The 13,141-nt window shown below is 72.5% G+C and carries 15 protein-coding genes and 1 pseudogene; 6 read left to right on the plus strand and 10 right to left on the minus strand.

The window, feature by feature from the left end; genetic code table 11:
* Positions 1 to 87 precede the first annotated feature (87 nt).
* On the plus strand, positions 88 to 762 hold the full coding sequence (locus ACLQ24_RS02765; protein WP_425888821.1) for an NADPH-dependent F420 reductase: 675 nt from the start codon (positions 88 to 90) through the stop codon (positions 760 to 762).
* On the opposite strand, the gene ACLQ24_RS02770 is transcribed toward ACLQ24_RS02765, so the two are convergent.
* The 3 genes and pseudogenes from ACLQ24_RS02770 to ACLQ24_RS02780 all read right to left on the minus strand — a co-directional run bounded on the left by ACLQ24_RS02770 (position 675) and on the right by ACLQ24_RS02780 (position 1,740).
* Complete coding sequence (locus ACLQ24_RS02770) at positions 675 to 1,298, minus strand: hypothetical protein (protein WP_425888822.1); 624 nt, start codon at positions 1,296 to 1,298, stop codon at positions 675 to 677. The two genes, ACLQ24_RS02765 and ACLQ24_RS02770, sit on opposite strands and share 88 nt — an antisense overlap.
* 73 nt (positions 1,299 to 1,371) lie before the next feature.
* Positions 1,372 to 1,548 (minus strand): annotated as a pseudogene (locus tag ACLQ24_RS02775) (glycosyltransferase 87 family protein); the annotation flags it as partial.
* A gap of 30 nt (positions 1,549 to 1,578) precedes the next feature.
* Positions 1,579 to 1,740: a hypothetical protein gene (locus ACLQ24_RS02780; protein ID WP_425888823.1), complete on the minus strand. Its 162-nt coding sequence runs from the start codon at positions 1,738 to 1,740 to the stop codon at positions 1,579 to 1,581.
* Between the two features lie 62 nt (positions 1,741 to 1,802).
* Here ACLQ24_RS02780 and ACLQ24_RS02785 point away from each other — a divergent pair, with 62 nt between their 5' ends.
* The 3 genes from ACLQ24_RS02785 to ACLQ24_RS02795 all read left to right on the plus strand — a co-directional run bounded on the left by ACLQ24_RS02785 (position 1,803) and on the right by ACLQ24_RS02795 (position 3,795).
* Complete coding sequence (locus ACLQ24_RS02785) at positions 1,803 to 2,006, plus strand: hypothetical protein (protein ID WP_425888824.1); 204 nt, start codon at positions 1,803 to 1,805, stop codon at positions 2,004 to 2,006.
* Between the two features lie 275 nt (positions 2,007 to 2,281).
* Positions 2,282 to 3,136, plus strand: coding sequence for a DUF4397 domain-containing protein (locus ACLQ24_RS02790; RefSeq protein ID WP_425888825.1), 855 nt, complete (start codon positions 2,282 to 2,284; stop codon positions 3,134 to 3,136).
* Positions 3,133 to 3,795, plus strand: a complete 663-nt coding sequence (locus tag ACLQ24_RS02795; RefSeq protein ID WP_425888826.1) for a class F sortase — start codon at positions 3,133 to 3,135, stop codon at positions 3,793 to 3,795. The genes ACLQ24_RS02790 and ACLQ24_RS02795 overlap by 4 nt, the downstream gene beginning before the upstream one ends.
* Positions 3,796 to 3,804: 9 nt before the next feature.
* Here ACLQ24_RS02795 and ACLQ24_RS02800 read toward each other — a convergent pair whose 3' ends face one another.
* From ACLQ24_RS02800 to ACLQ24_RS02820, 5 genes are all read right to left on the minus strand, one after another.
* On the minus strand, positions 3,805 to 4,155 hold the full coding sequence (locus tag ACLQ24_RS02800; protein WP_425888827.1) for a DUF2203 domain-containing protein: 351 nt from the start codon (positions 4,153 to 4,155) through the stop codon (positions 3,805 to 3,807).
* Positions 4,156 to 4,205: 50 nt separating this feature from the next.
* On the minus strand, positions 4,206 to 5,024 hold the full coding sequence (proC, locus tag ACLQ24_RS02805; RefSeq protein ID WP_425888889.1) for a pyrroline-5-carboxylate reductase: 819 nt from the start codon (positions 5,022 to 5,024) through the stop codon (positions 4,206 to 4,208).
* A gap of 73 nt (positions 5,025 to 5,097) precedes the next feature.
* Positions 5,098 to 6,126: a 6-phosphofructokinase gene (locus tag ACLQ24_RS02810; protein WP_425888890.1), complete on the minus strand. Its 1,029-nt coding sequence runs from the start codon at positions 6,124 to 6,126 to the stop codon at positions 5,098 to 5,100.
* Positions 6,127 to 6,284: 158 nt separating this feature from the next.
* Positions 6,285 to 6,788 (minus strand): pyridoxamine 5'-phosphate oxidase family protein, encoded by a 504-nt coding sequence (locus ACLQ24_RS02815; protein WP_425888828.1) that lies wholly within the window; start codon positions 6,786 to 6,788, stop codon positions 6,285 to 6,287.
* Positions 6,789 to 6,865: 77 nt separating this feature from the next.
* A complete protein-coding gene (locus ACLQ24_RS02820; protein ID WP_425888891.1) occupies positions 6,866 to 7,363 on the minus strand; it encodes a polyadenylate-specific 3'-exoribonuclease AS in 498 nt (165 codons plus the stop codon).
* A 304-nt stretch (positions 7,364 to 7,667) separates the two neighbouring features.
* Between ACLQ24_RS02820 and ACLQ24_RS02825 the strand changes: the two genes are divergently transcribed.
* Positions 7,668 to 8,360: a Crp/Fnr family transcriptional regulator gene (locus ACLQ24_RS02825; protein WP_425888829.1), complete on the plus strand. Its 693-nt coding sequence runs from the start codon at positions 7,668 to 7,670 to the stop codon at positions 8,358 to 8,360.
* A 110-nt stretch (positions 8,361 to 8,470) separates the two neighbouring features.
* Here the strand turns inward: ACLQ24_RS02825 and ACLQ24_RS02830 are convergent, their stop codons facing one another.
* A complete protein-coding gene (locus ACLQ24_RS02830; RefSeq protein ID WP_425888830.1) occupies positions 8,471 to 8,668 on the minus strand; it encodes a hypothetical protein in 198 nt (65 codons plus the stop codon).
* Between the two features lie 180 nt (positions 8,669 to 8,848).
* Here ACLQ24_RS02830 and ACLQ24_RS02835 point away from each other — a divergent pair, with 180 nt between their 5' ends.
* Positions 8,849 to 12,361, plus strand: a complete 3,513-nt coding sequence (locus tag ACLQ24_RS02835) for an ATP-binding protein (protein WP_425888892.1) — start codon at positions 8,849 to 8,851, stop codon at positions 12,359 to 12,361.
* Here ACLQ24_RS02835 and ACLQ24_RS02840 read toward each other — a convergent pair.
* Positions 12,330 to 13,049: a lysophospholipid acyltransferase family protein gene (locus tag ACLQ24_RS02840; protein ID WP_425888831.1), complete on the minus strand. Its 720-nt coding sequence runs from the start codon at positions 13,047 to 13,049 to the stop codon at positions 12,330 to 12,332. The two genes, ACLQ24_RS02835 and ACLQ24_RS02840, sit on opposite strands and share 32 nt — an antisense overlap.
* Between the last annotated feature and the right edge of the window lie 92 nt (positions 13,050 to 13,141).

The following is a 13,141-nucleotide window of genomic DNA, read 5'->3' on the forward strand; positions in this document are numbered from 1 at the left end:
GATGCGCCACCACGGGCGTCCGGCAACCGGAATAACCCACCGCGTCGGTCGGGAATGCGTCGTGGGTGGACGGAGTTGGGAAGCAGCATGACAACTGTGGGACTGATCGGCAGCGGCAACATCGGCGGCACCTTGGCCCGGCTGGCGGTGACCGCCGGCTACGACGTGGTGCTGAGCAACTCGCGCGGGCCGGAGACGCTCACCGACCTGGTCGACGAGTTGGGCGAGCAGGCCAGCGCCGGCACGTCTCAGGACGCGGCGCAGGTCGGCGATCTGGTGGTGGTCACCGTGCCGCTCAAGGCGTACCGGGCGGTGCCCGTCGAACCGCTGGCCGGCAAGGTCGTCATCGACACCAACAACTACTACCCGCAGCGTGACGGGAACTTCCCGGAGCTGGATTCCGGCGAGACCACCAGCAGCGAACTCCTCCAGCGGCACCTGCCGGACTCGCGGGTGGTCAAGGTCTTCAACAACATCTACTTCAAGGGCCTGGCCGCGCTGGCCCGCCCCTCCGGCGCCGCCGACCGCAGCGCCCTCGCCATCGCCGGTGACGACGCGGCCGCGAAGGCCGAGGTCACGGCCTTCCTCGACAGGATCGGGTACGACGCGGTCGACGTCGGCCCGCTCGCCGAGGGCTGGCGTTACCAGCCGGACACCCCGGCGTACGGCACGCTCTACTCCGCCACCCCGACCGACTGGGAGCACCCGGCGCCGGGTGACGCCGAGAAGCTGCGCGCCGCCCTGGTCGCCGCCACCCGCTGAACACCGCCGCCCTCCGGAGGACCGCCTACCGGGTGGCCCTCCGGAGAGCGGCCGCCAGTTCGTCGTCGTAACTGGCGATGGTCTGGCCGGTAGTCCAGCCGGGCCACCCGTGCGGAGACAACGCCATTGACCCGCACCTTGGTCTTTTCCGCCCGCGTGCCGAACGTGACGGGCGCGGCGGTGTTGTACGCGGCGCACTCGACCGGCCCCCGGCAGACGAAGAAGTATCGCGGGTCGACCACGTCGTCGAGGGTGTACGCCTTGAACGTCGGGTCCGCCCCGGCGGGCAGCGGTTGCACGGCGAAGAAGGCGAGGGTCACCGCGCTCGTGATGCCCACTCGCAGCCATGCCCGTCGGGCGGACGGGCGACGGCCGCCCCGGGCGACGGCGACCGTGGCACCGCCGAAGCCGGCCAGGCACAGCAGGCACGTCCCGACGGTGCGGGCGTTCTCGAACAGGAACTGCACGCCCGGTCGCGTCGACACCGGCCCAAGGACCGCGCCCAGCGAGAGGAGCATGGCGGCGAGCAACGCCATGCCGGCCACCCGCTGGGTGATGCCGGACGCGCCGACCAGCGGCCACCGCGCCGACCAGCGGGCGGCGGGACCGATCGGCGCTCAGCGCGACACCGACCATCCCGGCGATGGCGACGACCGCCGCGCACGTCGCGACCAGCCAGATCGCCTGGAGTACGCCCTCAGCGACCACGGTGATCGGGGCCAGCACCAGTGCGGCGAACGGTGGATAGGTGAACGGCCCACCGTTCGCGGCACGGTACTCGTACAGCGGACTCCCCTCGCTGTGGGTGTTTGACGGTCATTGCACCCCTGCGTAGCGGCCGGCGTGCAGATCGGACAGTGCGCCGTAGTAGATGTGCAGGTCGGAGAGCCGGTTATCGCGTGTCAACACGAGCACACAGGACACCGTCGCGACGACGACGAAGGCCGCCCACACCAGCGCCACCCGGCGATCCCGCATCGCCCGAGGATAGGCGAACGCGAGGCGGGCGACGGCCCCCGTCAACCGTTGGCCGTGCGTTCGTGGTAGACGAGCGCTACGAGGATCGGGCCCGCAGCTTCGACAGTTGGAACACCAGCGGCGTCCGGGCGCGGGTCGGGGCGTGGCACGTTCCGCTCGCCGATCTCCTCAACGCGACCCTGTCCGCCGGCCTCCGAGCGGTTCGCTTCGCGGAGGCGGGTCCGGGTGGCGTTCCGGACCTGTTCGGCTTCCTGGCGGTGCGCTAGCGGCACCAGCCTCGCTCGCAGAATCAAACCCATCCCTCGCTGACCGGCAAGATCGCGCTCGATCATGGATCCGATGGCATCCTCCCGACGCCGAGGCCACCACATCCTGGAGCTAGCAGGATCTTGCGGTCCGCAGCACGGCGCGCATTCGGCACAGGCAGCATTCGACAGCGCGACGGAGAGAAATATGGCGTGTACAACTTGCGTCGGAGTCTCACGCACGGGACTCTGTCCGTGGGTTGCCGCCCGCTCACCGAACGTGCCTCGGAGGCGACATGCACACGCTCCGTACCGCGTCCCGCCGGCTGTTGGCCAGCACCGGCGTGCTCCTGCTCGGCACCGCCCTCGCCGCCGCGCTCCCGGCACCAGCCAGCGCGGACAGCGTCGGGTACGTCCGACTCGCCCATCTCTCCCCCGACACTCCGGCGGTGGACGTCTACCTCGCCGCCCCCGCCACCGCGAAGCCGAGGGTCTTCCCCGGCGTCGGCTACGGCGTGGTCTCCGACTATCTCCAGTTGCGCCCGGGCCGGTACGCGGTGGCGATGCGCGAGGCCGGCACGCCCGCCAGCGAGCCGCCGGTGCTCACCACCGAGGTCGCGGTGACCAGCGGCGGCGCGTACACGGTGGCGGGAGTCGGCCGGCACGCCGACCTGGGGTTGCGGGTGCTCACCGACGACCTGAGCGCTCCCTCGAAGGGCCGGGCCAAGGTGCGCGTCGTGCAGGCGTCGGTGCGGACGCCCGTCCTCGACGTGGCCGCCGCCGACGGCCCGACGATCGCCGACGGCGTGCAGTTCGCCACCACCACCGACTACCAGCAGGTGGAGCCGGGCACCTGGCGACTGCGGCTGACCGGCGCGGGCGGTCCGAGCACCGACGCCGAGGTACGGCTCACCGGCGGCGCGGTCTACTCGCTGCTGGTGCTCGACGGCAGGCAGGGCGGGCTCACCGCCGAGCTGCGTCAGGATGCCGAGGGCGGCACCGTCGTACCGGCGGGTGGGGTGGACACCGGCGCTGGTGGCACCGCCGGGGACGGGCTCGGGGCGTACCCCATGGTGGCCGGCGGTGTGGCCGCGGCGGCCGTGGCGGCGAGCCTGCTCCTGTGGCGCCGGCAGCGGCGCACCACCTGGTGAGCATCGGACCCGACGCCGCGATCCGACGGCACCGCGCCCGTCGGGCACCGCTGGCCGCGCTGGCCGCGCTGGTCGCGCTGGCCACGGCCGGCGCGGCGGTCTGCCTGGCCGCCGGCAGTGGGGTCGGGCTCGCGACCACCGGCCCACCGCCGCCGGCCGCGAGCTGGCACCAAGGCTGCGCCGACGCCTGCGCGTCCGTGGCCGCGTCGCCGCGACCACAGGGTCCACCCACCCGGGTACGTGTGCCGCGCATCGGCGTCGACTCGACGCTCACGGTGCTGGGCCTGGACGACGCTGGCGTGCTCGTTCCGCCGGCCGACTTCGACATGGCCGGCTGGTACGGGGGTGGGCCCGCGCCCGGCGACACCGGTCCGGCGGTGCTCGCCGGGCATGTGGACTCGCGGAGCGGTCCGGCGGTCTTCGCCCGGCTCGGCGAGCTGCGTTCCGGCGACCGGGTCGAGGTGTGGCGCGGCGGCCGGTGGTTGTCGTTCCGGGTGACCGGGTCGCTGCGCACCCGCAAGGACGCCTTCCCGACGGCGACGGTCTACGGCCCGACGCCGGGGCCGGAGTTGCGCCTCGTCACCTGCGGGGGCGACTTCGACCGGCGGCGCGGCCACTACCGGGACAACGTGGTGGTGTTCGCGGTCGTCGACGGGTGACCGACCGGGTCAGAGCGGACGGCGGCCGGCGAAGCCGCACTCGGCGCGGTGGTACCAGCGCACGTCGGAGTCGCCCTCCAACCAGCACCAGAGCACGGCACGGCCATCGCGCTCGCCCGGAAAGTCGAGCTGCACCGGCGCGATGCCCTTGACCTGGATCTCGTGCTGGTGCAGCTCGTCCACGACGGCGTGCAGCCGGGCCTCCAGCCCTTTGACCTCGGCCATCCCGCCGAGTGCGCTGACGCCGTGGTCGGCCAGGTCGACGCGCAGCTCGGCCAGGTCGGCGCGGATCCGGATCAGCTCGTCGACACGCGGCTGCAGGGTGGCCACCAGGTGCCGGGCCTGGGCGAGTGTGAACACGCCGCCAGTATGCGGCACCCACCGCGCCGCGGGGACCCCACGCGGCGCGGTCAGTCGGCCTGGGCGGCCAGTTCGCGGGCGCGGTCCCGGGCTGCCTCCAGCGCGGCGAGCAGCGCCGCGCGGACGCCGTGCTTCTCCAGCTCACGGACCGCGGAGATGGTGGTGCCGGCCGGCGAGGTGACCGCCTCGCGCAGCTTGACCGGGTGCTCGCCGGAGTCGCGCAGCATCACGGCGGACCCGATGGCGGTCTGCACGATCAGCTCGTGCGCCACCTGGCGGGGCAGCCCGAGCAGGATCCCGGCGTCGATCATGGCTTCCACCAGCAGGTAGAAGTAGGCCGGGCCGGAGCCGGAGAGCGCGGTGACCGCGTCCTGCTGCGACTCGGGCACCCGGATGGTCTGGCCGAGAGGCTTGAACATCTCCTCGGCCAGGCTCAGGTGCGCCCCGGTGGCGTACGCGCCGGCGGAGATGGCCGTCATCGCCTCGTCGACCAGCGCCGGCGTGTTGGTCATGACCCGGACCACCGGCGTGCCCTCGGGCAGTCGGCGGTTGAAGAAGCTGGTGGGCAGCCCGGCGCAGAGCGAGATGACCAGCTTGTCGGCGGGCACCTTGGGACCGATCTCGTCCAGCAGCGCGGCGGCGTCCTGGGGCTTGACCGAGACGGCGAGCACCGCGGCCTCGTCGACGGCGGCCAGGTTGTCGACCACCCGGACGCCGTAGCGGGCGGTCAACTCCTGCGCGCGGGCGGGACGGCGGGCGGTGGCGAGCAGCCTCTCCACCGGCCATCCGGAGCGCAGCAGACCGGAGAGCATCAGCTCGCCGATCTTGCCCGCGCCGATCACCGCGACCGTGTGCACCCCGGCTGACATCTGGGCCGTACCCCCCTTGAGGTCGGGTCGCGGCACGGCGGGCCTGCGTGCCCGCCGCGCCGCCTACCGTCGATCAGCTACCGAAGAAGACCTCGGCCTCTTCGTACCGCTCCAGCGGCACGGTCTTCAGCTCACGGGTGGCCTCGGCGAGGGGCACCCGGACGATGTCGGTGCTCTGCATCGCGACCATCTTGCCCCAGTCGCCGTCGTGGACCGCGTCGATGGCCTGCAGACCCAGCCGGGTGGCGAGGACCCGGTCGAAGGCGGTCGGCGTGCCGCCGCGCTGGATGTGACCCAGCACCACGGTGCGGGCCTCCTTGCCGGTCTTGGCCTCCAGCTGCTCGGCGAGCCACTGGCCGATTCCGCCGAGGCGGACGTGGCCGAACGAGTCCAGCTCCTGGTTGTGCAGCACCATCTGGCCGTCGAGCGGCTGGGCGCCCTCGGCGACCACGACGATGGGGGCGTACTGGTGCTGGAAGCGCTTCTCGACGTAGCCGGCCACCTGCTCGACGTCGAACTGCCGCTCGGGCAGCAGGATCACGTTGGCGCCGCCGGCCAGGCCGGCGTGCAGGGCGATCCAGCCGGCGTGCCGGCCCATGACCTCGACGACCAGGGTGCGGTGGTGGCTCTCCGCGGTCGTGTGCAGGCGGTCGATGGCCTCCATCGCGATGTTGACCGCGGTGTCGAAGCCGAAGGTGTAGTCGGTGGCGCCGAGGTCATTGTCGATCGTCTTCGGCACGCCGACGACGTTCACGCCCAGCTCGTGCAGCTTGGTGGCCACGCCGAGGGTGTCCTCGCCGCCGATCGCGATCAGCGCGTCCACGCCCTGCTCGGCGAGGTTGTCCTTGATCCGCTCGACGCCGTTCTCAATCTTGAACGGGTTGGTGCGGGACGAGCCGAGGATGGTGCCGCCGCGGGGCAGGATGCCGCGCACGTCGGCGATGCCGAGGGGCCGGGACAGACCCTCCAGCGGGCCCTTCCAACCGTCCCGGAAGCCCACGAACTCGTGACCGTAGGTGGCGACGCCCTTGCGGACCACCGCCCGGATGACCGCGTTGAGACCCGGGCAGTCGCCGCCGCCGGTGAGCACGCCGATACGCATGATCCGCTCATCCTCCTGGAGCATCAGGTGAAGCCCGATTTGCCCCAGGATATGTGTCAGGTCAGACCATCGGCGCCGTTGCCGGCCCGGGGCGGGCCGTCACTGCGCACTGTAGTCGCACCTGCCCACGCGACGACAGCGCCCCGGGGGGCGACGGCTCAGTAGGTCACCTCGTGGTTCTCGCCGGCCGACGGCGGGCGGCCCGTGACGGCGGCCTTCGCGAAGCCGAGCAGGTTGACCACGGTGCTGCTCGGCGAGTCCCAGCACTCGGCGGAGCTGGCGTGCACCTTGATCAGGGTCAGGCCGGGCGTGTCCAGCCCTTCCGGGAACCAGGTCTTGAGCAGCGGGTTCCACAGTCGCTTGGCGCGTTCGGTGTCGGAACTTTCACTGGCGGTGCCCGAGACCGACACCCAGGCGTTGTGCTTCTGGTCCGAGAAGGCGACGTTGACCTCCGGATTCACCCGGATCTGGCGCAGTTTGGCCGAGTCGGCGTAGGCGAAGAACCACAGGTCGCCGTCGAACTCGGCCTCCTGGAGCCCCATCGGCCGGCTCACCTGCCGCCCGTCCAGCGAGATCGTGGTGAGCATGCAGATCCGTGCGGCGCGGATCAGCTCGGTGACCCGCGCCCGGGCGTCGGCGACGCTGGTCGCATCGTTGCTCATGGCGGCCTCCCTCGGCTCGGCTGTCGAACCGTTGCCCAGGACAGAACCGGTCAAACCTACAGACGTATGACGATCGCTCAGCGTGTCGTCATCGCCCGCCAGCGGGCCAGGTTGTGCCGGGCGTCGACCAGGGCGTCGTGCCGGGCCGCGTCCGCGTCCGGCAGGGCCGGCCGTCCCCGGTCGTCCCAGAGCTGCCGCAAATCCTTGGTGAACCGGGGGATCTCCCGGGGCAACGCCGGCATCGCCCCCCAGAGCTGGGCGAGGACCACGTGGTCGTACGCCGCGTACCAGGCCCACAGCTCCAACTGCTCACCCGGCCGGTCCCGGACCGGCTCCATGAGGAAGTCGTACAGGTCGTCGCGGATGCGCTCCCGCGAGCGCCAGGCCCGGTCCGCCGGTGACGGCAGCCGGTCCAGCACGTTACGCCGTACCCAGGGCACGGCACGGGAGTCGTCGAACTCGGTGGAGACCGCGTAGAACTCGCGGCCGTACTCGTCGACGACACCGATCGAGACGAGGTCGACGATCCGGCCGTCCTCGATGAACTCGCAGTCGTAGAAGTAGCGGTAGACCATTCCGGACATCCTCACCCACCGCCGTCCGCCGACGCCCGGCGGGGCCGGGTGCGAGCTCGGCCGGCCCGCCGTGGGCCGGCGTCGAACCCGGCCGCCGACTCCGCACCGCCAGGGGCGCAGGGGGTACGCCGCAGCTCGCGACGGTCACGGAAGTGCTTCGAGGGGTGTACAGCAAGCGACCGGACCGTCATGATCTGATGTGTACCGCTACCGGATGCCGAACCGGTGTCAGTTCACCTTGTCAGGGCCATCAGGTTCACCCGGTGAGCGATTGTGTGGTCCATGACCGGGGAGGGGTTGGGCCGTGGAGATGCGCCTGCCGGAGCCGGGTGACGCGCTCACAGGTGTCGAGATGTTCGCCGGACTGGAGCCCGAGGTGCGCCAGCGCGTCATCGCGGCCGCCGTTCCGCGCACCTACCGCAAGGGTCAGTTGCTCTTCGTCGAGAACGACCCGGGCGAGTCGTTGATCGTGCTGCGCCGCGGCGCGGTCGCCGTGTTCCGCACCGCGCCGACCGGCGAACGGGCGGTGCTGTCGGTGGTCCGTCCGCCGGACGTGCTCGGCGAGGTCTCCCTGCTGGACGCCTCCACGCGGTCCGCGTCGGCCGAGGCCATCGAGGACTGTGCGGCGCTGGCGCTCTCCCGGGGCGCGTTCATGGAGCTGGTGCACTCCAACCCACGCATCCTCGACGTGGTGATGCGGTCTCTGGGCGGGCTGATCCGCCGACTCACCGAGCAGAACGCCGACCACGTCTTCCTCGACCTGCCGGGCCGGGTCGCCAAGACGCTGGTCCGGCTGGCCGGCGAGAGCCAGGCCCCGATGATCACGATCGAGCTCAACCAGAGCCAGCTGGCGGAGATGGCCGGCGGTTCCCGACAGAGCGTCAACCAGGCCATCGGTTCCTTCGCCAGCCGTGGCTGGCTGCGGACCGAGGGCCGGCGGATCGTCGTCACCGACGTGGCCGCGCTGCGCCGCCGCGCCGGCATGAACGACCGCTGAGCTGACGCGACCGTCGGTCGCTCCCCCGCGCGCCGCGCGGACCAGCAGAACCGCAACGGCCGGGTCGCCCGTGGGCACCCGGCCGTTGCGTCGTGTCATCGACGCCTGGTTCAGACTCCGGGGCTACCCGGGCCGGCCCACTTGTTCGGGCCCTTGCTGTCGCCGCCCGCGCCGTGGGACTGCTCGCTGACGATGCCCTCGGCCTGCAACGTGGCGAGCGTGGCGGCGTCGACGTCCACCGACTCGCCCGCCGAGTGATCGACGCCGTTGCCGTCGGTCCAGTCACTCTCCAGCTTGACGTACACCATTGACCTGTCCCCCTCTGGTCGCTGATCGAAGATGTGGCGGACTGAATGTAGTCGGTCAAGCCGTTGGTGGACTGTCCACAAACCAACAGGCCGGTACCCGACAGCGCGTTCGACGGCGATACTCCTCACGGGTGACGGCGCTGGGGGGCGTCGGCCGGTATCGCCAGTGGAGGGTGTGTCATCGCCGCGCAGTGTGGGCGCTGTGGACGCACGGCCGCCGACGGCGACCGCTTCTGCGGTGGCTGCGGCGCCGAGCTGGGTGCTGTCTGCCCGCACTGCCTGCGCCCCCTCGCCTCGGACGTCGCGTTCTGCACCTCGTGCGGGTCGCCCCGACCGGGCGCGGACCGGTCCACCACGGTCACCCCGCAGGAGGACCGCCGGCGGGTGAGCGTGCTCTTCGTCGACCTCATCGACTTCACCCCGTACGTCGAGCGGGCCGACCCGGAGCAGGTCCGCGGCATGCAGACCGGCTTCTTCTCGGCGGCCCGCCGGGTGGTCGGCCAGTACGGCGGGGTGGTGGAGAAGTACATCGGCGACGCGGTGATGGCGCTCTTCGGCGCGCCGATCGCCACCGAGACCGACGCGCTGCGCTGCGTCCGGGCGGGGCTGGAGCTGCAACGGGTGCTCACCCGCTTCACGCCGACCGGCAGCACCGAGATGCGGTTCCGGGTGGGCGTGGCAACCGGCGAGGCCCTCGTCGACGTGGCCGCCGCCCGCGACGGCGGGCAGGCGATCGTCGCCGGCGACGTGGTGAACACCGCCTCGCGGATGCAGTCGGTCGCGCCGCCCGGAGGCGTGCTGGTCTGCGGCACCACGCACGCACTGACCAAGGACGCGATCCGCTACGAGGAGCAACCCCCGGTCACCCTGCGCGGCCGTTCGTCGCCGACCGAGGTGTGGCTCGCCCTGTCCCCGGTGCGCCGCCAGCCCACCGACCGGGAGCCGGACACCACGCCCCTGGTGGACCGCGAACACGAGCTGGGCATGCTGGTCAACGCCCTGCACCGGTCGCTGCGCGACCGTCTGCCCCAGGTGGTGACGATCTTCGGTCGGGCCGGAATCGGCAAGAGCCGGCTGCTGCGCGAGCTGTACCGACACACCGGCCGGCTGGTCGACGAGCCGCTGACGTGGCGGACCGGCCGCTGCCCCCCGTTCGGGGAGAACGTCACGTTCGCCGCGCTCGCCGACATCGTCAAGTCCGAGGCCGGCATCCTGGACACCGACCCGGCCGCGAGCGCCGCCCAGCGACTGGGCGCCGCGGTCGGCGAGCTGATCGGGCCGGGCGAACGTGACCGGGTGGTCGATGCGCTGCGCCCGCTGGTCGGGCTGCCCGGTACGCCGCTGCCGGCGGAGGAGGCGGAGTCGGCGTGGCGGCGTTTCCTGCTGGCGTTGGCGGCCCGCCGTCCCACCGTGCTGGTCTTCGAGGACCTGCACTGGGCCGACGACGCCATGCTGCGCTTCGTGGAGCTGCTCGGCGCCGCGGCCCGTGAGGTGCCGCTCCTGCTGCTCTGCACCGCCCGCCCCGAGCTTGTCGACCGGGACCCGAGCTGGGCCGGGACGATCACGGGTTCGGTGACCATCACCCTGCCGCCGCTGCGCGACACCGGCATCGCCGCCCTGTACGCGCACCTGTTCGGCCAGGCGGCGTTCTCCGCCGACATGCTGACGCCGCTCATCGAGGTGGCCGGCGGCAACCCGCTCTACGCGCACGAGTACGTCCGGATGCTGATCGAGCAGGGCGCGCTGCGCCAGTCCGGGCGGGGCTGGTCGCTGGACAAGCAACTCGAACTGACCATGCCGGAGAGCGTGCACGCGGTGATCGCCAACCGGGTGGACCTGCTGGACGCCAAGGACCGGGCGGTGCTGCTCGCCGCCTCGGTGGTCGGGGTGCAGTTCTGGCCGGGCGCGGTGGCCGCCGCGCTGGGGCAGCCGGTGGAGTCGGTCGAGCGCGCGCTGCGCCGGTTGGAGCAGCGCGACTTCGTGCACGAGCAGGCCGCGTCGACGATGGCCGGGCAGGCCGAGTTCCGGTTCCGGCACGTGCTGGTGCGCGACGTCTGCTACCAGCGGCTGCCGCGCACCGAGCGGGTGGCGCGGCACGAGCGCGCGGCGGACTGGCTCGACGCGCTGTCGCAGAGCCGCGACACCGACCTGGCCGAGGTCCTCGCCCACCACCGCTGGGCGGCCCACGAGATCGCGCGGTCCCTCGGCATGGCGATCCAGCGGTACGCGGGTCCCGCGCGACGGGCGCTGCACCGGGCGGCCCGCCGGGCGTACGCCCTGCACGGGCTGGAGGCGGCGGCGAGCCACGCGGGTCGGGCACTCGGTCTCGCCGACGACAGCGACCCGGTGGGCCGGCTACAACTGGAGCTGCTGAGCACGGAGATCTCGTTCTACCGGGACGGTAACGCGTTCCTCTCCGGCGGCGGAACGGAGCAGGTGCACGCGCTCGCCGACCGGCTGGCGGCGCACGGCGACGACGCGTGCGCCGCGCGGGCGTGGACACTGCTCGGCCAGGCGGCGTGGCTACGCGCCGAGCGGGGTGAGGCGCTGGCCTGCCTGGATCGCGCGGTCCAGCTGTTCGAGCAGCTACCGGACAGCCCGCAGAAGGCCGACGCGTACGCCGAGCTGGGCCGCCTGCACATGCTCAACTACGAGCGCGACCCGGCCGTGTCGGCGGCGGACACGGCGGCGGAGATCGCGGAGCGGTTGGGCCTGACCGAGACGCGCACCAACGCGCGGATCACCGCGGCCACCGCCCGCTACCAGGCCGGCGACCGGGTCGGCCTGGACGATCTGCACGCGATCGTCGAGTTCAGCCGGGCCGGTCAGCTCCTCGCGCTGCCCCGGGCCACGCAGAACCTGGCCTGGGCCATCCGCGAGGAGGGCGACTGGCTGCGCTCGAACGCGCTGCTCTCGGCCGCTCCGGCGCGTACGGCCAGCGGGCAGACGTTGACCACCAGCTATTCGGCCGAGGCGATGCGCGCCTGGTTCGAGGGTGACTTCGGCCGGCTGTTCGCCGCGGCGGAGGCGTTCGTGGACACGCCGACCGGCAGTTGGGACATGCAGGTGCGGGGGCTGCGCTGCTGCCTGCTCGTGCTGCGCGACGACGAGGACCCGGCCGACCTGGTCGACGCGCTGGCCACCGCCCGACGCAGCGGCTTCCACCGCCTGCGCTGGACGATGCTGGGCATGGCGGCACTGTGCCGGGCGTTGCAGGAGCGCCACGCCGAGGCTGCGGACCTGATCGACGAGCTGGAGCGGTCCTGGTCGGAGGTGCCAGCGCTGGCCAGCGGGGAGTGGATCGCCGCGGCCGCGTACGCCGGCGCGCTGGCCGGCCGGGACGCCTCGGTGCGGGTCCGGGCGATGCTCGACCGGGTCGGACATCGGACGCCGTGGTCGGAGGCGGCGCTGCGGACGGTGACGGCTGCGGTGGCGGCGGCCGACGGCGACCACCGGCGGGCGGCCGAGCTGCACCTGGCCGCCGCCGAGACGTACGGGCGGATTCCGGACGCGAGCGACCGTGTGCTGGCGCTGGCGCTGGCCGCCGCGGAGCTGACCCTTGCGGGTGACAGGGCGGCTGCGCGGGTGCCGCGTGCCGAGGTCCGCACCTTCGCGCTGCGCAACGACGCGCCGGGCCTGCTGGCGCTGGCCGGCCGTCCGGTCAGCCCGACCGGGCCGGCCGTCGCCTGCTGACCAGGCCCTGGGCGGCCACCGATGTCTTGAGCTTCTGCGCGTAGATGTCGACGTACTCGCGGCCGGTGAGCTCCATCAACTCGTACATTATCTCGTCGGTGACCGCGCGTTCGACGAACCGGTCGCCGGCCATGCCCGTGTAGCGGGAGAAGCCCAGGGGCGCGCCGAAGCGGACCCGCACCCGGCCGATCCGCGGGATGAGCCTGCCGGGCGGCTGGAGCTCGTCGGCGTTGAGCATCGCCACCGGCACCACCACCGCGCCGCTCTCCAGGGCGAGCCGGGCCACGCCGGTCTTGCCCCGGTAGAGCCGCCCGTCCGGGGAGCGGGTGCCCTCGGGGTAGATGCCGGCCACGCCCTGGGCGCGCAGCACCCGCAACTGGGTGTCCAGGGCGGCACGGGCGGCCTGGCCGCCGGAGCGGTCCACGGGGATGGTGCCGGTGCCGACGAAGAACATCTTCATCAACCAGCCCTTGATCCCCTTGCCGGTGAAGTACTCCGCCTTGGCCACGAAGGTGACCCTCCTCGAGACGATCAACGGGATGAAGATCGAGTCGAAGAAGGAGAGGTGGTTGCTGGCCAGGATCACCGGCCCGGTCGCCGGCACGTGGTGCAGCCCCTCCACCCGCGGCCGGAAGATCAGCTTGAGCAGCGGACCGAGGAGAACGTACTTCAGCAGCCAGTAGAGCACCGGCGTCCTTTCCTGTGGTGTGCCCGCGACAGCACCGGGCCGGGCGCGTCGCCGACGAGCCTACGAAGCGAGCGCTCACACCACAACGGACG

Origin of the sequence: Micromonospora sp. DT4 (genome assembly GCF_049841675.1) — a bacterium.
In the GTDB taxonomy this organism is placed as follows: Bacteria; Actinomycetota; Actinomycetes; order Mycobacteriales; family Micromonosporaceae; genus Micromonospora.

What these genes read in the sequence shown, in the direction of transcription:
- ACLQ24_RS02770 (WP_425888822.1), bottom strand. Translation starts at nt 1,298, where the DNA reads ATGGCGTTGCTCGCCGCCATGCTCCTCTCGCTGGGCGCGGTCCTTGGG.
- ACLQ24_RS02830 (WP_425888830.1), bottom strand. Translation starts at nt 8,668, where the DNA reads ATGGTGTACGTCAAGCTGGAGAGTGACTGGACCGACGGCAACGGCGTC.
- ACLQ24_RS02765 (WP_425888821.1), top strand. Translation starts at nt 88, where the DNA reads ATGACAACTGTGGGACTGATCGGCAGCGGCAACATCGGCGGCACCTTG.
- ACLQ24_RS02815 (WP_425888828.1), bottom strand. Translation starts at nt 6,788, where the DNA reads ATGAGCAACGATGCGACCAGCGTCGCCGACGCCCGGGCGCGGGTCACC.
- proC (WP_425888889.1), bottom strand. Translation starts at nt 5,024, where the DNA reads ATGTCAGCCGGGGTGCACACGGTCGCGGTGATCGGCGCGGGCAAGATC.
- ACLQ24_RS02820 (WP_425888891.1), bottom strand. Translation starts at nt 7,363, where the DNA reads ATGGTCTACCGCTACTTCTACGACTGCGAGTTCATCGAGGACGGCCGG.
- ACLQ24_RS02780 (WP_425888823.1), bottom strand. Translation starts at nt 1,740, where the DNA reads ATGCGGGATCGCCGGGTGGCGCTGGTGTGGGCGGCCTTCGTCGTCGTC.
- ACLQ24_RS02810 (WP_425888890.1), bottom strand. Translation starts at nt 6,126, where the DNA reads ATGCGTATCGGCGTGCTCACCGGCGGCGGCGACTGCCCGGGTCTCAAC.
- ACLQ24_RS02790 (WP_425888825.1), top strand. Translation starts at nt 2,282, where the DNA reads ATGCACACGCTCCGTACCGCGTCCCGCCGGCTGTTGGCCAGCACCGGC.